This is a genomic window from Nonomuraea sp. NPDC049725 (assembly GCF_040674795.1).
Lineage (GTDB): Bacteria > Actinomycetota > Actinomycetes > Streptosporangiales > Streptosporangiaceae > Nonomuraea > Nonomuraea ceibae.
This window is the reverse complement of record NZ_JBFANJ010000007.1, coordinates 300,749-322,032: the sequence shown is the minus strand read 5'-3', so window position 1 is coordinate 322,032 and position 21,284 is coordinate 300,749. Positions and strand designations below refer to the sequence as shown.

The following is a 21,284-nucleotide window of genomic DNA, read 5'->3' as shown; positions in this document are numbered from 1 at the left end:
CGGGTGAGTTACGGAGCGTGCTGAGATGCTCGGCAGCGTGTCGCGAGTGTTGTTGATCGAGGATGACCCGGCTGTGCGGGAGGGGCTGGAGCTGGCCCTGACCCGGCACGGCCACCGGGTGCGCGCGGTGGAGTCCGGGGAGCAGGGGCTGGAGCGGCTGCGTACGGACGTCCCGGACGTGGTGGTGCTCGACCTGATGCTGCCCGGCATGGATGGCTTCGAGGTGTGCCGTCGTATCCGGGTGGCCGGTGAGACGCCGATCATCATGCTGACGGCGCGCGGTGACGACATGGACGTGGTGGCGGGGCTGGAGGCGGGCGCCGACGACTACGTGGTCAAGCCGGTGCAGCCGAGGGTGCTGGAGGCCCGCATGCGCGCGGTGCTGCGGCGGATCGGCCGGGACCAGGCGGAGCTGGAGCGGCACGGGGACCTGGTCATCGACCGGGCCGGGCTGGTGGTCACCAGGCGCGGCGAGCCGGTCAGCCTCGCGCCGACCGAGCTGCGCCTGCTGCTGGAGCTCTCGGGCACGCCGGGCCGGGTGCACAGCCGCCAGCAGTTGCTGGAGTCGGTGTGGGAGCACGGCTACTTCGGCGATTCGCGGCTGGTGGACGCGTGCGTGCAGCGGTTGCGCGCGAAGATCGAGGACGACTCGGCGGCGCCGGTCTACGTGCAGACGGTGCGTGGGTTCGGGTACCGGTTCGGGCCGGTGTGAGCCGGTTGGTGGAGTCCCGGCCGAGTCTGGGGCTGCGGACCCGGCTGCTGTACGCGTTCGCCCTGTTGTGCGTGGTCACGGCGGCGGCGGTGGCCGGTGCGATGTACGTCGAGGCCCGCACCTCGATCCTCCAGCGGGCCCAGGATGCCACGGTGGAGGCGACGCGGGGACGCCTGGCGACCCTCTTCCCGTTGCGGACCGCGACGCCGGGCCAGGCCGACCTCGACGAGATCGCCCGCGTCATGGCCGACGGGGGCGGCCTCGCGGTCGCCGTCTACCGCGACGCGCACTCGACGCTGCTCGCGGCGCCGGGCCCCCGGCTGCGGCGCGAGGACACGCCGGTCCTGGACCCGGAGCTGATCCCGGCGGGGCTGCGGGGGACGGTGGCGCGCGGCGAGATGGCGTGGCAGCGCGTGGTGTGGAGGGGCCACCCTATCCTGCTCATCGGCGCGCCGTTGCTGATCGCCGAGCCGGGCCGGACGGCGCAGGTGTCGGGCATCGAGGTCTACACCGCGCGCAGCCTGGCTCCCGAGCAGCTCAGCATCGACAGCCTCGCCGCGCGGGCGTGGCTCGCCGGCGGGGCGGCGCTGGTGCTCTCGGTCGTCCTCGCGTCGCTGGCCACCCGTGGCGTGCTGCGCCCGGTGCGCGAGCTGGGCCGGGCGGCCCGCCTGCTCGGCGAGGGCGATCTGCGGACCAGGATCGCGGTCCGCGGCTCCGACGAGCTGGCGGACGTGGCGCGTACGTTCAACGAGACGGCCGCGGAGCTGGAGCGGCACGTCGAGCAGCTGCGCGAGATGGAGGCCGACGCGCGCCGGTTCGTGGCGGACGTGTCCCACGAGCTGCGCACCCCGCTGGCCGCGCTCGCGGCGGTCGCCGACGTCCTCGACGAGGAGGCGGCCGAGCTGCCCGAGACCGCCGGGCGCGCCGCGCGGCTGGTCAGCCAGGAGACGCTCAGCCTGACCGGGCTGGTGAACGACCTCATCGAGATCAGCAGGTTCGACTCCGGCGTCGCGGCGCTCGCGCTGAACGAGGTCGACGTGGCCGAGCTGGTGCGCGCGACCCTGCACGCCCGTGGCTGGTCGGAGTCCGTACGCACCGAGCTGCCCGCCGGGGTGAGCGCGCGGCTGGACCCGCGCCGGGTGGACGTCGTCCTGGCCAACCTGGTCGGCAACGCCCTGCGGCACGGCGAGCCGCCCGTGTCGGTACGGCTGTCCGCCGGCGCGGAGGAGATCGTCCTGGAGGTGCGCGACCACGGGCCGGGGCTGGACGAGGCGGTGCTGCCGCACGTGTTCGACCGGTTCTACAAGGCCAGCGCGGCCCGGGCCAGGTCCGAGGGCAGCGGTCTCGGCCTGGCCATCGCGCGGGAGAACGCGCGGCTGCACCGGGGCGATCTCACCGTCGCCAACGCCCCGGACGGCGGCGCCGTGTTCACGCTCCACCTGCCGCGCCGGATGGACGATCCGGACGGGCACCTCGAATCGGGAGGTCCCGCGTGAGAGCCGGACCCGGCCGTCTCGGGCTCGCCCTGGGCGTGGCGGCGCTCGTCGCCGTCGCCGGCTGCGGCGTGCGGCCCAGCGACCCCATCTCCGTCGGCGCCCCGCCGAGCGGTGGCGTCGCCACGCACACGACGCTCACCCTCTACCTGGTCAAGAACGGCCGGCCCAGCCCGGTGAAGCGGTCCGACGACAGCCGCCCGTGGTTCCGGGCGGACATCCTGGCGCTGCTGGCCGTCGGCCCCACCGCCGGGGAACGGGCGAACGGCTTCACCACCGACATCCCGGCCGGGGCCGGCCCGTTCTCGGTCACCCCCGTGACGGCCGGCCACCTGGTGGTGACCCTGTCGGCTCCGGCCGGTGAGCTGTCGCCGCTGGCGGTCGACCAGATCGTGTGCACGATCACCGCCCCGGAACGGGACCACCCCGCCCAGGTCACCATCATCGGCGCCGGGCAGAGCGTCGGCCCCCGCGACTGCCCGGAGTGACCCGCGTGGTCAGGCGCCGCCCAGGATCAGCCGTCCGCACCGGTCGCCGATCATCATCGACGGGGCGTTGGTGTTGCCGGAGGTGATGCTGGGCATGATCGCGGCGCTGGCCAGCCGCAGCCCCCTGACGCCGCGTACGCGCAGGTGGGGGTCCACGACGGCGTGCGCGTCCGTGCCCATCCGGCAGGTGCCGACCGCGTGGAAGTCGGCCTGCGAATAGGTGCGCACCGCTCGGATCAGCTCCTTGCGGGTGTTGACGTCAGGGCCGGGGATGGCGTCGTCGTCGATGACCCAGTCGCGCAGTCCCTTCGCGTTGACCAGCTCGATGGCCAGCCGGTAGCCGTCGAGCTGCGCCTCGAGATCCTCTCCGGTGCGCAGGAAGTTCGGCTGGATGATCGGCGGCACGGCGGGATCGGCCGACCGCAGCCTGACGTACCCCCGGCTGGTGGGGTGCAGGTTGATCATGCCGACCGCCTGCGAGAACGCGGAGAAGGGCGGATACCCGCCCTCGCCGATGTAGTAGACCTGCCCCTGGTACGCCGGCGTCCCAGGCACCCGGCCGCTGCCGGTGAAGAGGCTGACGTCCATCGAGGTGAGATGCGTCGCGGGCTCGGGGGTGCGGAGCCTCTTCAACGCCACCGAGATCAGGTGGTCGTGCAGGTTGGCGCCGACGCCGGGCAGGTCGGCGACGACCGGGATGCCGAGCCGTCGCAGGTCCCGCGCCGCGCCGATGCCGGACAACTGGAGCAGGCGAGGCGTGTTGACCGTGCCCGTGCTGAGGATCACCTCCCGCTCGGCCCGGACGGTGAACCGGCGGCGACCGGCGTGGATGACGACCCCGTCGATCGCGTCGCGGCGGTCGAACGTCAGCCGCGCGACCTCCGCGTCCGTCATGATCGTCAGGCGCGGGTCGGTGAGGTACGGGACCAGGAACGAGGTGAACGCGTCCTGGCGGATCTTGTCCACCACGTTGAGCCGCGTGTAGGAGACGCCGAACTGGGTGGCGCCGTTGTAGTCGGGGTTGAACGTGTAGCCGAGGTCGACGGCCGCTGCCACCGTGGCCTGGGAGAGCAGGTTGCGCCGCGTCAGCTCGTCCGACGGCTCGATGGGCCCGGACAGCGCCTCCAGCGAGGGCCGCACGCTCGCGTAGTCCCAGCCGGTGGCGCCCTGGGCGGCCCAGCTGTCGTAGTCGGCCGGGTTGCCGAGGACCCACACCATCCCGTTCACCGAGCTGCTACCGCCTTCTAGCTTCCCGCACACGAACGACTGCCGCGCGTGCAGCAGCTCCCGCTGCGGAACCGACTGGTACGGCCAGACGAGCCCCGAGTTCGGGGCCGCCGCCAGGGCCGACTTGGTGAAGTCCCGCACCACCGGCAGGTCGTTCGTGCCGCCGGCCTCGATCAGCAGCACGCTCGCCCGCGAGTCCGATAACAGCCGCGCGGCCAGCGTGCACCCGGCCGAGCCGGCTCCCACGATCACGTAGTCGTAGCGGCGCGTGGCCGCGGCTGCCGTCCCCGCGGCCGAGGCGAAGGCCGCCGACGCCGCGGACACACCGAACATCGCGAGCAGATGGCGTCTGGTGAGGCTTCCGTCCCGCACCCGGCGAGCGATCTCGTCGGGGTCCCGCCAGGCTTTCCCATCCTTACCGGACATCAGCGTCCCTTCGCGTCGGAATGGCGGCCCGCGCCACCGATGACGTGAACGGGGGCTGGTGCGCGAACGAGGGCCGACGACGTCGCGGTGGCAGGGTTCAGAAGTATACGAAGCGAAACGGCGCCGGATCGGGCCCCGAGTGCATACCAACTGCAGGATGGGGCCGGAGGGATGGTCGGCGCGGCGAAGACACTCCAGGTGGTCATGACGATGGCGGCCTGCGTCAGACCTCGTGGCGGAGGGGGCTGAACCAGATCGGTATCCAGCTGAGCGCCATGATCGCTGCGCCCGTCCACATTGCCGTCCCGATGCCCCAGACCTCGCCGAGAAGGCCCGCCAGCAGACCACCGACGCCGACCGCACCGATAAGGATCAGGCGCATGGTGGCGTTCATCCGGCCGAGCATCGGGTCGGGTGTGACTTCCTGCCGGAAGCTGACGAGCAGCACGTTGTTCACCCCTGTCCGGAAGCACAGGATGCTCCATGCGGCCGCCGAGATCCAGACGCTCCAGCCGACGAACGGCACCAGAAGCGCGAACGGCGCAGTGGTCATGCCGACGATCCACACGGCACGCCCGCGGCCGAACCGCCGGCCGATCAGGTGAGCCGTCGAGGAACCGGCCAGCACACCGAGCCCGCCGATGGCAAGGTATGCCCCGAGCACCCAGGCGGGCTGCCCGAGCTCGTCGACGAGCAGCACGGGCAGCAGCGTCGAGCAGAGCGGGAAGGCGAGGTTCGTCATGCCGCCTTGCGCCGCGATGGCGATGAGGACCCGGTTGCCGAAGAGGAATCGCACCCCCTCGCCGATCTGCCGTCCGAGTCGCTCGCCGGGTACGGGGGCGGGCGCGGGTTCGGGCTTGCTGATCCGGCGCAGCCACACGGCCGACCACAGGTAGGTGAGCGCGTCGAGCACGATCGCCACCGGCGCGCCCGCGAGAGCCACCAACACTCCGGCGGAGCTTCTGCCCCCCACGTCCATCGCCGCGTTCGTGCCGACGAGCACCGAGTTCGCGGCGGTGAGCCGGTCGCGGCCGACCAGGTGCGGGACCGTGCTCTGCGAGGCGACGTCGAAGAAGAGCGTGCCGATTCCCGTCGCGATGGCGACGCCGTACAGCTGGGTCATCGTGAGAGCGTCCAGCCACCACGTGACCGTTACCGACAGCAGGAGCACGGCGCGAACCAGGTCCGTCGCGATCATCACCGGGCGGCGCCTGACCCGGTCCACCCATGCTCCGGCGGGCAGGCCGAGCACGAGCACGGTGATGGTGGTGAGGGCGCTGAGCAGTCCCACTTCACCGGGCCCCGCGTTAAGGGCGATCACCGCGAGCAGGGGCATCGCCACGTAGCCGACCTGGGTGCCGAACTGGCTGACCGCCGACGCCAGGTAGAAATTTCTGAAGGAGGGGTCATGCAGGAGCGGAGGCCCGGCGACAGTTGTCATAGCACCTAGATGATGGAATCGTCCGTCCGAGCGCCATTGATTAAGCAGAGGACGAATCGGATGGGCCTTGAGCTGACGTTCACCGCACAGGATGCGGCCAATGTCCGTTTCGCGGTTTCTCCTCTGTGGGAGGTCGTCGCCAGCGTGCGGGTGGCGAAGAATCCGGCCGCGCATGCCGTGCTCAAGCCCTGGGCCGAACGGGTGCGGCGGCGGCTCGCCGATGTCGACTGGCGGCTGCTGTCCGACCTGGTGCCGGTGCCGACGGTCTCGATCGTCGGCTTCGTCTGCCCGCCGCCCTCGACCGCCGTGCCCGACCTGGAGGTCGAGCTGGCCGGGATGACGGCGATGGCATCCCTGGTCCAGGAGGGCCTCGACGTCTGGGACGGTCCACGCACCCGAGCACTCCAAGAGCTCTACGCCGACCCCGTGGGTGGCCTCGAACGGCTGGCCGAGGAGATCCGCGGCTACTGGGAAGCGGCCATCGCGCCCTACTGGCCGCGCGTACGGGCCCTGCTCGAAGGCGATGTGCTCTACCGCGCCAGGTTGCTGGCCGAGGGCGGCCTGCGGCGCATGCTCAGCGACCTCGACCCCGCCGTGACGTGGGAGGGAGAGACACTGCGCCTGCCCAAGACGGTCTGCGAAGGCGTGCGCCCGCTGGGCGGCCTGGGACTGTTGCTCGTGCCGTCGGTGTTCACCTGGCCGCGGGTCTTCTCCATCACGACCCCGCCCTGGCAGCCCACGATCCGCTACCCCCCGCGCGGCGTCGCGACGCTCTGGGAGCACCGCGAGAGCGACCCGCCACAGGCGCTGGCCGCCGTGCTCGGCCGGACCCGCACCCGACTGCTGGCCGAACTCGACCAGCCCGCCTCGACCAGGGAACTGGCCGCCCGCCTCGACCTGTCGGAACCAGGCGCGAACCAGCACCTCACCGCTCTCCGCAGGGCCGGGTTGGCCAGCGCGCACCGCACGGGGAGATATGTGCTCTATGCCCGTACGGCCGTCGCCGAGACGCTGCTCGCCGGCGACGCGAGTCCCATGCCGACCGGTCACCGGTACGAACGGGCGGGAACCGCCGAAGTCCTCGACCCGCCCCGCGCCCACTGACGACCAGGCCCCCAAGCGCCGCGTCAGACATTCCAGTTGCCCGGCCCGCAACCCTTGACGAATCAAATGAATGTTCTTTCAATTCTCCTATGGGGCGTATCGCAGGCGTCACCGCCGCGGAGACGCGGAAGCGGCTGCTGCGCGCGGCGGCCGACGCGTTCGCCGAGCGCGGCTACGACGGCACGCGCGTGGCCGACATCGCCGCCGCCGCGGGCGTGAGCAACGGCGCGCTGTACGCGCACTTCGGGTCGAAGGCGGAGCTGCTGGTGGCCGCGCTGCGGGCGCACGGGCCGACGCTGATGGCGGACCTGTTCGCCGCCCACCCGGACGAGCCGATCACGGACCTGCTGGTGGCGAGCGGGCGGCGGCTGCCCCGGCGGCGGGACGCGCTCGGCTACCTGATCGTCGAGGCGCTGGTGGCCGCCCGGCGCGACGAGGACGTGGCCGGGCCGATGCGCGACTACGTGCGCGAGCGCGCCGACTGGATCACCCGGCTGGTGCGCGCCGGGCAGGACGCGGGCGAGCTCGACCCCGCGGTCTCCCCCGACGCGCTGGCGCACTTCTGCTTCCTGCTCGCGATGGGCAGCGCGCTGGTCACCCCCGACCAGCACGCGGTGGACGACGAGGAGTGGGTCGCGCTGCTCACCCGTCTCGTCGCCGCGATCACCCGTACCGGATCCACCTCAGCCACGGAGGCGACACCGTGAAAGTCCAGATCAACCCCGAACGGTGCCAGGGCCACGGCCGGTGCTACGACCTGGCGCCCGCACTGTTCGGCGAGGACGGCGAAGGCTACGGGACGGTGGTCGGCGACGGCCTGGTGCCACCGGGGCGGGAGCAGGAGGCGCGGCTGGCGATGGCCAACTGCCCCGAGAAGGCCGTCGAGGAGGCATGAGATGACCGTTGACGACCGCTTCACCCGTGATTTCCGGGAGACCGACGGGGAGGAACCCCTGGGCACCCGGAACGAGATCATCACCGGCCCGGTCTCCGACTGGGCGACCGATTTCTCCCACTTGGAACCGGAGTGGGCGGCCGACCCGTACCCGATCCAGGACGACCTGCGGCAGCGCTGCCCGATCGCGCACACCGAGCGGTTCGGCGGCGGCTGGCTGCCGACGCGGTACGAGGACGTGGCGGCGGTGGCGTACGACACCGAGCGGTTCTCGTCGCGGTCGATCATCATGAGCAACTTCCGGCCGCCGCGCGAGCTGGCGCCGATGGGCGGCTCGCCGCCCATCTCCTCCGACCCGCCCTTCCACCACGACGCGCGCAAGCTGCTGCTGCCGGCGTTCACCAAGACGGCGGTCGCCAAGCAGGTGGACTCGACGCGGGCGCTGTGCCACGCGCTGATCGACGAGTTCGAGGGCCGCGACGTGGTCGACGCCGCCCGCGACTACGCCCAGCACATCCCGATGCGGGTGATCGCCGCCATGCTCGGCTTCCCGGCCGAGGACGGGCCGAGGTTCCGCGAGTTCATCGAGAACGTGCTCGAAGGCGTCAACCATCCGCCGGAGGAGCGGATCGAGCGGATGCAGCAGCTCTTCGACTACCTGCTGGAGCAGATCCGCGATCACGTCGACCGGCCGCGTGACGACCTGACGACGTACCTGATCAACGCCGAGCTCTACGGCCAGAAGCTGGACCCCTCGCACGTGGCGGGCACGATGGCGCTGCTGCTCATCGCGGGGATCGACACGACGTGGAGCGCGATCGGCGCCTCGCTGTGGCATCTGGCCAAGACGCCGGCCGACCGGGAGCGCCTGGTGGCCGAGCCGGGGCTGCTGCCGACGGCGATGGAGGAGCTGCTGCGCGTCTACGCGCCGGTGACGATGGCGCGGCTGGTCAAGGAGGACATGCACTGGCACGGCGTCGACATGAAGGCCGACGACTGGGTCCTGCTGTCGTTCCCGGCGGCGAACCGGGACCCGGCGCAGTTCGAGCGGGCGGGCGAGGTCGTCATCGACCGTCAGGTGAACCGGCACGCCGCGTTCGGGCTGGGCATCCACCGCTGCGTGGGCTCGCATCTGGCCCGGATGGAGCTGCGGGTGGCGCTGGAGGTGTGGCTGGAGCGCATCCCGGTGTTCGGCCTGGCCGATCCGGAGGCGGTGACGTGGGCGGCCGGCCAGGTGCGGGGGCCGCGCACGCTGCCGCTGACCCTGGGGCGGTAATGCCGGGAGAAGCCGGTCTCCGGTAGGTTGGCGCGAGGAAGCGCTTTCCCGCCGGAGGACCCCCGTGAGCATTTCCGACCTGGCCGACGTCCACGCCGCGTGGCTGCCTCCGGAGGCGTTCCGGGCGATCGGCTCGCGCCGCACCCGCGTGCTGGGCGGCGACGGCGTCGCCACCGTGCACGACGAGGTGGCGGCGGCCTGCGCCCGGTTCGGCGGCAGCGTGAACGACGGCGTGCACGACGGCGATGCCACCGATCTCGTGCTCGCGCTGACGTCCGCGGCGGGGGCTCCCGCCTCCGACGGGATCGGCCCGGAGGGGTACGCGCTCGGCCGCCGCGACGGCGTCACCACCGTGCTCGCCGGCGACCCGGCCGGGCTGCTGTACGGGCTGTTCCACGTGGTGCGGCTGGGCGAGGCGGCGTTCGGCGCGGACCGGCCGGTCGAGCACCACCGGCCCGCGCTGCGCCGCAGGATGCTCGACCACTGGGACAACGTCGCCGTGCACCCGGTGATGGGCCAGGTCGAGCGCGGCTACGCGGGCGGTTCGATCTTCTGGCGGGACGGCGGCCCGCGCGGCGACCTGGCCCGGGTGCGCGCCTACGGGCGGCTGCTGGCCGCGATCGGCGTCAACGCCATCGCCGTCAACAACGTGAACGTGCACGCCGCCGAGGCCAGGCTGCTGACCGACCGGCTCGGCGACGTCGCCGCGATCGCCGGCGAGCTGCGCCCGTACGGCATCCGCGTGCACCTGTCGGTGAACTTCGCCGCGCCCGTCGCGCTGGGCGGGCTGCCGGTCGCCGACCCCTTGGACGAGGACGTGCGCGCCTGGTGGGCGGGCACGACCGCACGCGTGTACGAGGCGATCCCGGACTTCGGCGGTTACGTGGTCAAGGCCGACTCCGAGGGGCAGCCGGGCCCGTTCGCCTACGGGCGCACCCACGCGGACGGCGCGAACATGCTGGCCGACGCGCTGGCCCCGTTCGGCGGCGTGGTGCACTGGCGCGCGTTCGTCTACAACCACCGCCAGGACTGGCGCGACCGCTCCACCGACCGGGCCCGCGCCGCCCACGACCACTTCGCGCCGCTCGACGGGCAGTTCAGGGACAACGCGATCGTGCAGGTCAAGCACGGCCCGATGGACTTCCAGCCGCGCGAGCCGGTCTCCCCCGTGATCACCGCCATGCCGCGCACCCGCCTGGCGGTGGAGCTCCAGGTCACGCAGGAGTACACCGGCCAGCAGCGGCACGTGTGCTATCTCGCGCCGATGTGGAGCGAGGTGCTGGCCTTCGCCGACGTCGCGGACGTGGCCGCCGGGGGCGGGCTGGTCGCGGTCTCCAACGTGGGCGACGACCCGTACTGGACCGGCCACCCGCTCGCCCAGGCGAACCTGTACGCGTTCGGCAGGCTGGCGTGGGCGCCCCGGGCGGACCCGGCCGCGATCCTGGACGAGTGGATCGGGCTCACGTTCCCGCAGGCCCCGGCCGCGCTGCGGGAGACGCTGCACGCGATCATGGACGGCTCGTGGCGGACGTACGAGCGATACACCGCCCCGCTCGGCGTCGGGTTCATGGTCAACCCGGGCGACCACTACGGCCCGTCGGTCGACGGCTACGAGTACTCGCCGTGGGGCACGTACCACTTCGCCGACCGTGACGGCGTGGGCGTGGACCGGACCCGCGCCACCGGCACCGGCTTCGCCGGGCAGTACCCGGAGCCGTGGGCGGGGATGTACGAGTCGCTCGACCGGTGCCCCGACGAACTGCTGCTGTTCTTCCACCACGTCCCGTACGGGCACGTGCTGCGCAGCGGGTCGACGGTGATCCAGCACATCTACGACACGCACTTCGCCGGGGCGCGGGAGGCGGCCGGTTACCGGGAGCGGTGGGCGGAGGCGGCCGGGCTGGTGGACCCGGCGCTGCACGCCCGGGTGCGCGAGCTCCTCGACGAGCAGGTCCGCTGCGCCGAGGAGTGGCGCGACCAGGTCAACGCCTACTTCTTCCGCAAGTCGGGGGTGCCGGACGCGCACGGCCGGCGCATCCCCTGAGGGTCAGTCCTCGCGCAGGACCGGGACGCCGCTGGGCGTCCTGCGGCTTCAGCGGGTGAACCTCTCCTCGATCTCGGCGATCATCGGCCGGCTGTTGCGCAGCAGCGCCGCCGCCACCGCGAAGGCGAGCAGCGCCAGCGCCGCCTCCGAGGCGACCAGCGTGACGCCGCCCGCCAGCACCAGCAGGCACAGGTTGCCGAGCGTGGCGCCGGGCGCGCGCACCAGGAAGTACGCCGCCAGCCGCGCCACGTCGGCGGTGCGGAACGCGTACAGGGAGGTGATCACCAGGGCGTTGGCGGCCCACAGGGTGGCGGCGACCGCGACCACGACCAGGAGCGCCGCCCACCAGCCGGGCAGGCCGGAGGCGCCGAAGTTGGCCAGGGTGAGGCCCGCGACGGCCAGCCAGGCCAGCCACGGCGTCCAGATCCTCAGCACGCCGCCCGCGTTGGCCCGGTAGCCGCGCCAGAACGCGGCGGCGGGCCGCAGGTCGGCGAGGTCGCGGGAGCGGCGGCGCAGCGCGTAGACGGCGGCGGACAGCGCCGGGCCCACCGGCAGCAGGCAGGCGACGGCCAGCGGGACGTTGCCGGGGTCGCGCTCGAGCAGGGTCAGCCCCGCAAGGCCGGGCACGACCCCGGCCAGGAACAGCAGCTCGACCGTCAGCAGGGTGTAGACGAGCGCGGCGGCCCGGGAGAGCACCCCCTCGCCGAACCGCCCGCCCGTCGCCGGGATCCTCGTCACGCTCAGCCGTGTTCCTTCTTGAACCGCTCGTAGGCGGTGTTGACCAGGTTGATGTAGCTGGTGGAGCTCTTCGCCTCCAGCTCCTTGACGTAGGCGTCCCACTCCGACAGCGGCCGGTCGCCCAGGATGAACTTGAGCGTGTTCTGGTCGACGTGGTCGCGCAGCGCGGTCTCCCACAGCGCCGCCTGCTCGCGCTCCTCGTCGGTGAACGGGCGCGGCGGCGGCACCGGGAGCGCCTGACGGGCGTTGATCACGGCCTGGAACTCCTTCTCCTCGTCGGAGAAGGTGGACTGGAGCAGCGACGTCCGGCCGCCGTAGGCGAACACGCCGTTGCTGAAGCCGAAGTCCTTCTGCAGGTGCTTGGAGCCGTCGGGGTTGAGCCCGATGAAGTCGACGTCCTCGTTCAGCTCGTACTCGCCCTCGCCGGCCTTGGTGTAGGTGACGCCCTCGACGCCCCACTTGGCGAACTCCTGGCCGGCGTCGGAGTACCAGAGCCAGTCGATGAACTGCATCATGGCGACGAAGTTCTCGCTGTCCAGCGCCTTCTTGGAGATCATGATGCCGTTCTCCAGGCGGTTGCCTGCCTTGACGTCGCCGAGCGGGCCCGTGGGCGTCGGGATCTTGACGAGCTTGGCGTCCGGGTCGAACTTCTTCAGCGGCGGCCGGTAGTCGTTGACCAGCGTCTGCGCGTTCGTGCTGATGACGAACGACTTGCCGCCGACGATCTTCTGGATGGCGGCGTCGTCCGACTGGGTGAACGACTCGGGGTCGAGCAGCTTCTCGGCCACCAGCTTGTTCAGGTACTCCAGCACGGCCTTGTACTGCGGCATGCTGCCGGTGAAGGCGAACTTCCCCGCGGCGGCGTCCCAGGTGGCGTGCTGGTAGCCCCAGCCGCCGGGCGCGCCGTACGCGGTGCCGACGATGTTGAGCAGGTTGCCGCCCGGCGTCGGGACACCCCACCGGTCGGTCATCGGGTAGAGGTCCGGATACTCCTGCTTGATGGCCTTGAGCAGCGTGTGGAACTCGTCCCAGGTCTTCGGGACCTGGAGCCCGTGCTTGTCGAGGATGTCGGCCCTGACGGCCAGCGAGTAGTCGAGCCAGATGTTCTCGTGCAGGCCGGGCAGCAGGTAGAAGCGGCCGTCGGCCTGGCGGAGGGTGTCCAGGTCGGCCTTCATGTTCCACTTGGCGACCTTGTCCTGGAAGTGCGGCATCAGGTCGACGTAGTCGCTGACGGGCAGGATCGCGCCGGAGGCAACGAACGGCTCCTCCTGGTGCGGGTAGGTCTTGGGGATGATGAGGGGGGCGTCTCCCGCGCCGATGAGCAGGCTGCGCTTCTTCTCGTAGTCGCTGAGCGGCACCGTGACCGGGTCGAACGTCACGCTGGTGCGCTTCTCCAGCTCCGACCAGAACAGCCAGTCCTTCTTGAGCGCGTAGTTCGGGTGGTTGTTGTACAGGACGGAGAAGGTCAGCGGCACGGTGGCCTTGAACTGGTCGCCGACGGCGTACTTGGGCATCGCGCCCGCCTTGTTGCCCAGGCCCGGCTTCCCGGCGGCGGGCGCGGCCGGGTCCTCGCCGCTGCAGGCGGTGGCGGCCAGGGCGAGCGCGCCGAACGTGAGGAGCGCCTGGCGGCGGGTAACTCTGTGCATGGGGGGTTGCCTTTCCCGTGGGGAGACGGCGGCCCCTATCCCTTGACGGCTCCGAGCATGACGCCCGAGACGAAGTAGCGCTGCACGAAGGGATAGATGGCCAGGATGGGGAGGACGGTGAGCACGATGGTCACCGACTGGATGTTGGCGGCGGCCTGCGTCAGCTCCCCGGCCACGGCGCCGGCGTTCTCCACGCCCGTGGCTCCGGCGATGAGGTTGCGCAGGTAGACCGTCACGGGGAACAGCTCCGACTCGTTCATGTAGAGGAACGCCGCGAACCACGAGTTCCAGAACGAGACCGCGTAGAAGAGCACCATCGTGGCCACCACCGCCTTCGACAGCGGCAGCGTGATCCGCCACAGGATGCCGTAGGTGTTGAGCCCGTCGATGGCGGCCGCCTCCTCCAGGTCGTCCGGCAGGCTCTCGAAGAACGCCTTCATCACCAGCAGGTTGAAGACGCTGATCGCGTTGGGCAGCGCAATGGCCCACACGGAGTTGCGCAGGCCGAGGCTGGTGACCAGGACGTAGTTCGGGATCAGGCCGCCGGAGAAGATCATGGTGAAGACGGCGATCCAGATGAGCGCCGTGCGGCCCTTGAGGTGCTTCTTCGACAGCACGTAGGCGTAACAGGTGGTCAGCACGATCGCGACCAGCGTGGCGACGACCGTGTAGTACACGGTGTTGCCGTAATTGCGCCAGAACATCGGGTCGGAGGCGACGATCTCGTACGTGGTCAGGTTGAAGCCGCGCGGGATCAGGTTCACCTCGCCCGCGCGGATGTACGTCTCCTCGCTGAACGAGCGGGCCAGGATGTTGAAGAACGGGTAGAGCGTGACGGCCACGACGCCGGTGAGGACGACGGCGTTGACCGCCTGGAAGACCCGGTAGCCCCGGCTCGTGCCGACTGTCACCACAGGCTCGTCCCTACTGTGCGGCGGGAGATCACGTTCGCCGACACGACCAGCACCAGGCCGATGAGCGCCTCGAACAGGCCGATGGCGGCCGCGTAGCTGAAGTTGCTGGACAGCACGCCCATCCGGAACAGGTACGTGGAGATCACGTCGGCGGTGGGGTACGTCAGCGGGTTGTAGAGCAGCAGGATCTTCTCGAAGCCCACGGCCAGGAACGTGCCGAGGTTGAGGATCATCAGGGTGACCGCCGTGGGCCGGATGCCCGGCAGCGTCACGTGCCAGATCTGCCGCCACCGGCCGGCGCCGTCCATCCGGGCGGCCTCGTACAGCTGCTCGTCGATGGTGGTCAGGGCGGCGAGGTAGAGGATGGTCCCCCAGCCGACGGTCTGCCACACCTCGGACGAGACGTAGATCGTCCGGAACCACTCGGGCTGCTGCAGGAACGTGACGGGCTCCTCGCCGAGCGACTTGAGCGCCTGGTTGATCGGGCCGTCGACGGCCGTCATCTGCATGACGAGCGCGGCCACGATGACGACCGACAGGAAGTGCGGCAGGTAGGACACCGACTGCAAGAACCGCTTGAGCCTGCGGGTGCGGATCTCGTTCAGCAGCAGCGCCAGCACGATCGGCAGCGGGAAGCAGAACAGCAGCGTCAGCCCGCCGAGCACGAGCGTGTTGGTGAACACCGTCCAGAACGTCGGGTCGGACAGGAACATGTTGACGTAGCGGAGGCCGACCCACTCCTCGCCGAAGAGGTTGCCGCCGGGCTGGAACTTGCGGAAGGCGATGACGTTGCCGAGCATCGGCGCGTAGCGGAAGATCAGGAAGAACAGCAGCGGCAGGATCGCCAGCGTGTAGAGCTGCCAGTCGCGGCGCAGCGCCCGGCGCCAGGTGCGGTCCTGGGGTTTCACGACCGCTCCTCGGGCGCGATCCGCGTCACCGGCCGCAGCTTCCGGTCGTGCCCCACCTCGCGTTCCCGGCCGTCGAGGCGCAGCGGCAGCGCCGCCACCAGGTCGCCCGCCGAGCGCCCGAACCGCAGCTCGACGTCGCCGGGCTCGACGACGCGGCGGCCGCGCACGCCGGTGAACGCGGTCAGGTCCGCCGGGACGGTGAACGTCACCACCGCGCCGTCGCCCGGTTCCAGCGGCACCCGGGCGAAGCCGAGCAGGCGGACCACCGGCCTGGTCGTCTGGGCGACGGGGTCGTGCAGGTAGAGCTGGACGACCTCGGCGCCCGGCCGCTCCCCCGTGTTGCGCACGGTGATCTCGACCGTCGCCTCGCCGTCCACGGGCCAGACGTCCGGCCCGACCACCCGCGCCCCGCTCCACTCGAACGCGCTGTAGCCGAGCCCGTGCCCGAACGGGAACGCCGGCGTCGGGTCGACCGACGACACCTCGCTGCGGCGGCCGAGCGGCGGCGACAGGTACGTGGCGGGCAGCCCGCCGTCGTCGCGCGGGACGCTGATGGGCAGCCGTCCGGACGGGTTCACCGCGCCGGTGAGCACCTCGGCCAGCGCCTGGCCGCCGAGCTGGCCGGGGAAGAAGCCGCAGACGACGGCCGCGGCGGCGTCCGTCCCGGGGCCGAGCGCGTACGGGCGGCCGGCCAGCAGCACCAGGACCACGGGGGTGCCGGTGGCGAGCACCGCGCGCACCAGCTCGGACTGCACGCCGGGCAGGCGGAGGTCGGCGGCGTCGCAGCCCTCGCCTGAGGTGCCGCGCCCGAACAGCCCGGCCCGGTCGCCGACGGCGAGCACGCACACGTCGGCGGCCTCGGCGGCGGCGACCGCCGCCGCGATGCCGGAGGTGTCGTCGCCGCTGACGTCACAGCCCCGCGCGTACGCGACGCCGGGAACGAGGGCGTCGAGCGCCTGGCGCAGCGACGGGACCTCCAGCCCGAGGCCGTGCTCCGGGTGGCCGCCGACGTGCAGGGGGAAGGAGTAGCAGCCGAGCATCGCCATCGGGTCGTCGGCCACCGGCCCGACCAGCGCGACCCGCGCGCCAGGGGCCAGCGGGAGGACGCCGCCGCCGTTGCGGAGCAGCACGACCGCCTGGCGGGCCAGGCGCAGCGCGATGTCGCGGCCCCGGTCGTCGTCCAGGCGCAGGTTCTCGACGTCGTCCGGCAGGGGCCGCCAGTCCGGGTCGAGCAGGCCGAGCTCGGCCTTCTGCGCCAGCACCCGGCGCAGCGCCCGGTCGATCAGCGCCTCGCTCACCGTGCCCGCCTTGACCGCGTCGATCAGCGGGGCGCCGAACGTGTCGACGGTGGGCAGCTCGACGTCGATCCCGGCGCGCAGGGCCAGCCCGGCGGCCTGTCCCCCGTCGGCGGCCACGCCGTGCAGCTTCTGCAGGAACCGGACCGCGAAGTAGTCGGCGACGACCGTGCCGGTGAAGCCCCAGGCGTCGCGGAGCAGGCCGGTGAGCAGGCTCTCGTCGGCGGCCACGGGCAGGCCGTCGATCTCGGAGTAGGAGTTCATCACCGAGCGGGGGCCGCCCAGGCGCAGCGCCATCTCGAACGGCGGCAGCACCACGTCGGCCAGCTCGCGCGGCCCCATCGGCACGGGGGCCAGGTTGCGCCCGCCCCGGGAGGAGGCGTACCCGGCGAAGTGCTTGAGCGTGGCGACGATCCCGGCGCCCTCCAGGCCGCGCACGTAGGCGGCGCCGAGCGTGCCGACGAGGTAGGGGTCCTCGCCGATCGTCTCCTCGGTGCGGCCCCAGCGGTAGTCCCTGGTCACGTCCACCACCGGAGCCAGGCCCTGGTGGACGCCGGCGGCGCGCAGGGAGCGGCCGATGTGCCCGGCCATCTCCTCGATCAGCGCCGGGTCGAAGCTCGCGCCCCAGCTCAGCGGGGCGGGATAGACGGTCGCGCGCCAGGCGGCGAAGCCGGTCAGGCACTCCTCGTGCACCTGGGCGGGGATGCCGAACCGGCCGGCGGCCACGATCTCGGCCTGGGAGACGGCCAGCGAGCGGGCGCCGGCGACCGGGTCGACCGGGGCGGTGCCGAACGGGCGGGTGAGCTGGCCCAGGCCGTGGGCGATGACCTCGCTCCACTCGACGCCCGCCATGTCCTCCTGGTGCGGGGCGACGCCACCCCCCGACGCGTCGGCGCCCACCCACACCCCGGCGAGCTGGGCGACCTTCTCCTCCAGCGTCATGAGCGGGATCAGCGCCTCGGCGCGGTCCGCGGGGGACAGCCGGGGATCGCGCCAAGGTTCGGGGGCGGTGTCGGTTGGCATGCCATCCCTTCGGCCGACGGAATACGAAACTTTCGAGGGGATTCCGTTAATTGCGGCAACCTAAGGGCCTCGTCGTGGTGTGTCAAGAGTTGCGTCATCTGCCGTTATGCGTATAGTTCGGGGCTGTCAGGCCGAAAGTTGCGGCCCCTGACGGCAGGGGTTGCCCGAAAGTTTCCGAAAAAATAGGATGCCGGGCGATGACCACTCCCCGCTCCGCGACGATCGCCACCGTGGCCGGCGAGGTCGGCGTCTCCGTGACGACGGTCTCCAAGGTCCTCAACGGGCATCCCGACGTCGCGCCCGAGACCCGGGCCCGCGTCGAGGCGAGCCTCGCCCGCCACCAGTACCGGCGCCGGACCCGGCGCCGGCCGTCCGGCTCGGGCCAGCTCGACCTGGTCTTCCACGAGCTCGACTCGGCCTGGGCCGTCGAGATCATCCGCGGGGTCGAGGCCGTGGCCGCCACGGCGAAGGCCGAGGTGGTGCTGTCCCAGCTCGGCGGCAAGCACCGGCCGCCCGCCGAATGGCTCAACGCCGTGCTCGCCCGCCGGCCGCTCGGCGTGGTGTTCGTGCTGTCCGGGCCCACCCCGGCCCAGCAGGAACGGCTCCAGCGGCAGGGCATCCCGGTCGTCGTCGTCGACACCGACAGCGCGACCGCCGCCTCCGTGCCGACGGTCGGCTCCAACAACTGGGACGGCGGCCTGCTCGCCACCCGCCACCTGCTGGAGCTCGGCCACGAGCGCATCGCGATCGTCTCCGGTCCCGAGGACGTGCTGTGCAGCCGGGCGCGCGTGGCCGGGTTCCGCTCGGCGCACGAGGAGGCCGGGCTGGAGGCCGACCCCGAGCTGGTCCGCTACGGCAACTTCTACATCGACGCCGGCTACGAGCACGGCATGGAGCTGCTGTCCCGCCAGGACCGCCCGACCGCGATCTTCGCCGGGGCCGACATGCAGGCGCTCGGCGTCCTGCGCGCGGCCCGGCGGCTCGGGCTCGACGTGCCCCGGGAGCTGTCGGTGATCGGGTACGACAACCTGCCGATGTCCGAATGGATCGATCCGCCGCTGACCACCGTCAACCAGCCGTTGCGCGACATGTCGGGGATGGCCGCCCAGATGCTGCTCGACCTGGCGCGCGGCGCGGAGCTCGCCAGCAGCCGCATCGACCTGGTCAACGAGCTCGTCGTCCGCGCCAGCACCGCCCCACCACCGGCGTGATCTACTCCAGGCGGGCCCGCTTCGGGAGCAGGAAGCCCAGGCAGAACGTGACGGCCGTGGCCCCGGCGGCCAGCAGCGTCACCCGGGCCGCCGCCTCGGCGAAGCCCGCCGCCCCGGCCGTGGAGAAGAACACGGTGCCGAGCACCGCCACCCCCAGCGACGCGCCGACCTGCTGGAAGGCCGACAGCATGCCGGACCCCGAGCCGACCTCGTGGTCGCGCAGCCCGCCGACGATGATGTCGAACAGCGGCACGAAGATCATTCCCATGCCGATCCCGTACACGACCAGCGGCCCGGTCAGGTCCCAGCCGTCGAGCGCGACGCCGATGCCGGTGAAGACCGCGTACAGCCAGCCGAGGCCGGTGGTCATCAGGGCGAGGCCGAGGTGCAGGATGCGGCGGCCGAGCCGGTTCATCAGCGCGCCGCCGAAGGCGGAGCCGAGGAAGGCGCCCACCGCCCAGCCGGACATGGCCAGGCTGGCGTCCAGCGGCGAGTAGCGGAGCCCCACCTGCAGGAACAGCGCCACCACGAGCGAGAACCCGGTGATCGAGCCGAAGAAGGCGACCACGAACGCGACCCCGGAGGCGTAGGAGCGCCGGGCGAAGACGCCGAGGTCGACCAGCGGCGCGCGGCCCCGGCGGCGGAGCTGGTGCAGGACGAACAGGGCGAGCGTGGGCACCGAGGCGGCCAGCAGGACGAGCGTCCAGGCCGGCCAGCCGAGCTCGTGGCCCTGGACGAGCGGCACGACGAGCATGGTCAGCCCCGCGCCCGCCAGCAGCGCGCCGGTGGTGTCGAGCCGGGCGCCCCGGGCGGTGGGCGGCACGGCGGGCAGCACCTTCCAGCCCACGGCCAGCGCGAACGCGCCCAGCGGCACGTTGATCAGGAACACCGACCGCCAGCCGCCCGCCTCTACGAGCAGCCCGGACACGATGGGCCCGAGGATGGTGGCCAGCCCGATCACCGGCCCTAGCAGGGCGAACGCCTTGCCGGTCCGCTCGCCGAACAGGTCGCGGATGAGGCCGAACGACTGCGGCACCATGAGCGCGCCGAACAGCCCCTGCAGCACCCGGGCGGCGATCATCGTCGCGGGCGAGAACGCCAGCCCGCAGGCCAGGGAGGCGACGACGAACCCGGTCACCCCGACCATCATCATCCGCTTGCGTCCGTACATGTCGCCGAGCCGCCCGCCGGTGAGCAGCCCGACGGCCATGGCGAGCGTGTAGCCGGCGACGATCCACTGCATGGTGGCGGCCGAGCCGCCCAGCTCGGCGCGGATGGCGGGGGCGGCCACGTTGCCGACGGTGCCGTCGAGCAGGTTGAGCAGGTCGGCCGCGAGGATCGCGAACAGCCCGGTCCAGCGCCGGGGCGGTGCGACGGCGACGGGCGCGGGGGGAGCGAGGACGGTCATGTGCTCAGCCCTTCGATTGGAACGGAACGCTACATTCCCATATTAGCAGAACGGAACGATCGGTTCCGCACCCACAAGGCCCCCCGGTACGCGACCGGGGGGCCTTGGCGGTGAAGCGGGACGCCTATCGGCGGCTGGACCAGAGCGGCTTGTTGTCCTTCGAGTAGACGATGACCCGGCCGTCGTTGCTCACCGACAGCCACGCGCCCGGGTTGCCAGCCGTCGGGCTCGTCCACAGAGCCTTGTCGTCACGGCCGACGACCACCCAGTTGCCCTCCCGCTGCATGATCGAGCGGGCGCCCGGGTGACCGGCCGTCGGCGTCGTCCACAGGCTCCGCGTGCCGTCGTACAGCACCGCGTTGCCCTCGTCCTGCTGGATCAGCTTGTAGCGGCCGTTGGCCGACTGCACCCACTGCCCCGGCCGCAGCACGTGGCCCGACGGCAGCTTGCCGAAGTACGTGTGCGACGACCACAGCGGCGTGCTCTCCCGCGAGTAGATCACCAGGTTGCCGCTCTGCGCGGGCAGCTTCAGGTACGCGCCCGGGTTCCCGGCCGTGGGCGTGGACCACAGCGGCTTGTTCCCGGCGTCGTAGATGACGAGGTTCCCCTCCTTCTGCATGGTGGTGCGCGCACCCCGGTTGCCGGACGTGGGCGAGCTCCACAGCGCCCTGGTGCCGTCGTAGAACACCAGGTTGCCCTCACGCTGCTGGACCAGCTTGAACCGGCCGCCGCCCGACGTGAGCGACTGCCCGGGCAGCAGCCACTCCCCCGCGCCCAGCCGGTCCTTCGCGGCCACCGCGGTCCCGGCGGCCACGGCCGCCGCCGGCTGCGCCGCCGCGGCCGTGGTGAACTGCGCCGCGACCAGCAACGAACCCGCCGCGACGACCGCCGCCCCCGCGACCGCCTTCTTGAAAGCCTTCACTGCTTCCTTCCCCGATCATGTAGGCGATACAACGGGTGGAAACCCTGGCAGGCGGGCTTGGCGTTTCGTTGGCGTCGCAGCTCCTAGCCGATCCTTAGCCCGCCCTTAGCGGC

General features: G+C 72.0%; 18 protein-coding genes. 9 read left to right on the top strand and 9 right to left on the bottom strand.

The window, feature by feature from the left end; translation table 11 throughout:
* Positions 1–37: 37 nt before the first annotated feature.
* From AB0J53_RS20900 to AB0J53_RS20890, 3 genes are read left to right on the top strand one after another with little or no spacing between them, the layout of a single operon-like run.
* On the top strand, positions 38–712 hold the full coding sequence (locus tag AB0J53_RS20900; RefSeq protein ID WP_219518256.1) for a response regulator transcription factor: 675 nt from the start codon (positions 38–40) through the stop codon (positions 710–712).
* A complete protein-coding gene (locus tag AB0J53_RS20895) occupies positions 709–2,208 on the top strand; it encodes a HAMP domain-containing sensor histidine kinase (RefSeq protein WP_364174552.1) in 1,500 nt (499 codons plus the stop codon). The genes AB0J53_RS20900 and AB0J53_RS20895 overlap by 4 nt, the downstream gene beginning before the upstream one ends.
* Positions 2,205–2,693, top strand: coding sequence for a hypothetical protein (locus AB0J53_RS20890; protein ID WP_364174549.1), 489 nt, complete (start codon positions 2,205–2,207; stop codon positions 2,691–2,693). Before AB0J53_RS20895 ends, AB0J53_RS20890 begins: the two co-directional genes overlap by 4 nt.
* A gap of 9 nt (positions 2,694–2,702) precedes the next feature.
* Here AB0J53_RS20890 and AB0J53_RS20885 read toward each other — a convergent pair whose 3' ends face one another.
* Both AB0J53_RS20885 and AB0J53_RS20880 read right to left on the bottom strand, forming a co-directional pair.
* On the bottom strand, positions 2,703–4,346 hold the full coding sequence (locus AB0J53_RS20885) for a GMC family oxidoreductase N-terminal domain-containing protein (RefSeq protein ID WP_364174546.1): 1,644 nt from the start codon (positions 4,344–4,346) through the stop codon (positions 2,703–2,705).
* 223 nt (positions 4,347–4,569) lie between these two features.
* A complete protein-coding gene (locus AB0J53_RS20880) occupies positions 4,570–5,787 on the bottom strand; it encodes an MFS transporter (protein ID WP_364174543.1) in 1,218 nt (405 codons plus the stop codon).
* Between the two features lie 60 nt (positions 5,788–5,847).
* On the opposite strand from AB0J53_RS20880, the gene AB0J53_RS20875 reads away from it, so the two are divergent.
* The 5 genes from AB0J53_RS20875 to AB0J53_RS20855 all read left to right on the top strand — a co-directional run bounded on the left by AB0J53_RS20875 (position 5,848) and on the right by AB0J53_RS20855 (position 11,106).
* Positions 5,848–6,891 carry a DUF5937 family protein gene (locus tag AB0J53_RS20875; protein WP_364174540.1) on the top strand — a complete coding sequence of 348 codons (1,044 nt, stop codon included), beginning with the start codon at positions 5,848–5,850 and terminating at the stop codon, positions 6,889–6,891.
* An 89-nt stretch (positions 6,892–6,980) separates the two neighbouring features.
* On the top strand, positions 6,981–7,598 hold the full coding sequence (locus tag AB0J53_RS20870) for a TetR/AcrR family transcriptional regulator (protein WP_219518249.1): 618 nt from the start codon (positions 6,981–6,983) through the stop codon (positions 7,596–7,598).
* The gene (locus AB0J53_RS20865) at positions 7,595–7,786 is read left to right on the top strand and encodes a ferredoxin (protein ID WP_364174537.1); all 192 of its coding nucleotides are present in this window, start codon (positions 7,595–7,597) and stop codon (positions 7,784–7,786) included. Before AB0J53_RS20870 ends, AB0J53_RS20865 begins: the two co-directional genes overlap by 4 nt.
* A gap of 1 nt (position 7,787) precedes the next feature.
* Positions 7,788–9,062, top strand: a complete 1,275-nt coding sequence (locus AB0J53_RS20860; protein ID WP_219518246.1) for a cytochrome P450 — start codon at positions 7,788–7,790, stop codon at positions 9,060–9,062.
* A 64-nt stretch (positions 9,063–9,126) separates the two neighbouring features.
* Positions 9,127–11,106 (top strand): alpha-glucuronidase, encoded by a 1,980-nt coding sequence (locus AB0J53_RS20855; RefSeq protein WP_364174533.1) that lies wholly within the window; start codon positions 9,127–9,129, stop codon positions 11,104–11,106.
* A gap of 48 nt (positions 11,107–11,154) precedes the next feature.
* Here the strand turns inward: AB0J53_RS20855 and AB0J53_RS20850 are convergent, their stop codons facing one another.
* From AB0J53_RS20850 to AB0J53_RS20830, 5 genes are read right to left on the bottom strand one after another with little or no spacing between them, the layout of a single operon-like run.
* The gene (locus tag AB0J53_RS20850; protein WP_364174531.1) at positions 11,155–11,844 is read right to left on the bottom strand and encodes a hypothetical protein; all 690 of its coding nucleotides are present in this window, start codon (positions 11,842–11,844) and stop codon (positions 11,155–11,157) included.
* A 2-nt stretch (positions 11,845–11,846) separates the two neighbouring features.
* Positions 11,847–13,490 (bottom strand): extracellular solute-binding protein, encoded by a 1,644-nt coding sequence (locus AB0J53_RS20845; RefSeq protein ID WP_364174529.1) that lies wholly within the window; start codon positions 13,488–13,490, stop codon positions 11,847–11,849.
* Between the two features lie 35 nt (positions 13,491–13,525).
* Positions 13,526–14,401 carry a carbohydrate ABC transporter permease gene (locus tag AB0J53_RS20840; RefSeq protein WP_364174526.1) on the bottom strand — a complete coding sequence of 292 codons (876 nt, stop codon included), beginning with the start codon at positions 14,399–14,401 and terminating at the stop codon, positions 13,526–13,528.
* A complete protein-coding gene (locus AB0J53_RS20835) occupies positions 14,398–15,312 on the bottom strand; it encodes an ABC transporter permease subunit (RefSeq protein ID WP_364174523.1) in 915 nt (304 codons plus the stop codon). Before AB0J53_RS20835 ends, AB0J53_RS20840 begins: the two co-directional genes overlap by 4 nt.
* On the bottom strand, positions 15,309–17,630 hold the full coding sequence (locus AB0J53_RS20830; protein ID WP_364174520.1) for a glycoside hydrolase family 3 N-terminal domain-containing protein: 2,322 nt from the start codon (positions 17,628–17,630) through the stop codon (positions 15,309–15,311). The genes AB0J53_RS20835 and AB0J53_RS20830 overlap by 4 nt, the downstream gene beginning before the upstream one ends.
* A 197-nt stretch (positions 17,631–17,827) precedes the next feature.
* On the opposite strand from AB0J53_RS20830, the gene AB0J53_RS20825 reads away from it, so the two are divergent.
* Positions 17,828–18,841, top strand: a complete 1,014-nt coding sequence (locus AB0J53_RS20825; RefSeq protein ID WP_364174517.1) for a LacI family DNA-binding transcriptional regulator — start codon at positions 17,828–17,830, stop codon at positions 18,839–18,841.
* 1 nt (position 18,842) lies between these two features.
* Here the strand turns inward: AB0J53_RS20825 and AB0J53_RS20820 are convergent, their stop codons facing one another.
* Both AB0J53_RS20820 and AB0J53_RS20815 read right to left on the bottom strand, forming a co-directional pair.
* Entirely contained in the window at positions 18,843–20,249 is a 1,407-nt protein-coding gene (locus tag AB0J53_RS20820) for a DHA2 family efflux MFS transporter permease subunit (RefSeq protein ID WP_364174514.1), read from the bottom strand.
* A gap of 124 nt (positions 20,250–20,373) precedes the next feature.
* On the bottom strand, positions 20,374–21,171 hold the full coding sequence (locus AB0J53_RS20815; protein WP_364174511.1) for a hypothetical protein: 798 nt from the start codon (positions 21,169–21,171) through the stop codon (positions 20,374–20,376).
* Between the last annotated feature and the right edge of the window lie 113 nt (positions 21,172–21,284).

Bases quoted from the DNA above. Each gene is read 5' to 3' on its own strand.
- AB0J53_RS20885 (WP_364174546.1), bottom strand. From the start codon at position 4,346: ATGTCCGGTAAGGATGGGAAAGCCTGGCGGGACCCCGACGAGATCGCT.
- AB0J53_RS20880 (WP_364174543.1), bottom strand. From the start codon at position 5,787: ATGACAACTGTCGCCGGGCCTCCGCTCCTGCATGACCCCTCCTTCAGA.
- AB0J53_RS20875 (WP_364174540.1), top strand. From the start codon at position 5,848: ATGGGCCTTGAGCTGACGTTCACCGCACAGGATGCGGCCAATGTCCGT.
- AB0J53_RS20870 (WP_219518249.1), top strand. From the start codon at position 6,981: ATGGGGCGTATCGCAGGCGTCACCGCCGCGGAGACGCGGAAGCGGCTG.
- AB0J53_RS20860 (WP_219518246.1), top strand. From the start codon at position 7,788: ATGACCGTTGACGACCGCTTCACCCGTGATTTCCGGGAGACCGACGGG.
- AB0J53_RS20845 (WP_364174529.1), bottom strand. From the start codon at position 13,490: ATGCACAGAGTTACCCGCCGCCAGGCGCTCCTCACGTTCGGCGCGCTC.
- AB0J53_RS20830 (WP_364174520.1), bottom strand. From the start codon at position 17,630: ATGCCAACCGACACCGCCCCCGAACCTTGGCGCGATCCCCGGCTGTCC.
- AB0J53_RS20825 (WP_364174517.1), top strand. From the start codon at position 17,828: ATGACCACTCCCCGCTCCGCGACGATCGCCACCGTGGCCGGCGAGGTC.
- AB0J53_RS20820 (WP_364174514.1), bottom strand. From the start codon at position 20,249: ATGACCGTCCTCGCTCCCCCCGCGCCCGTCGCCGTCGCACCGCCCCGG.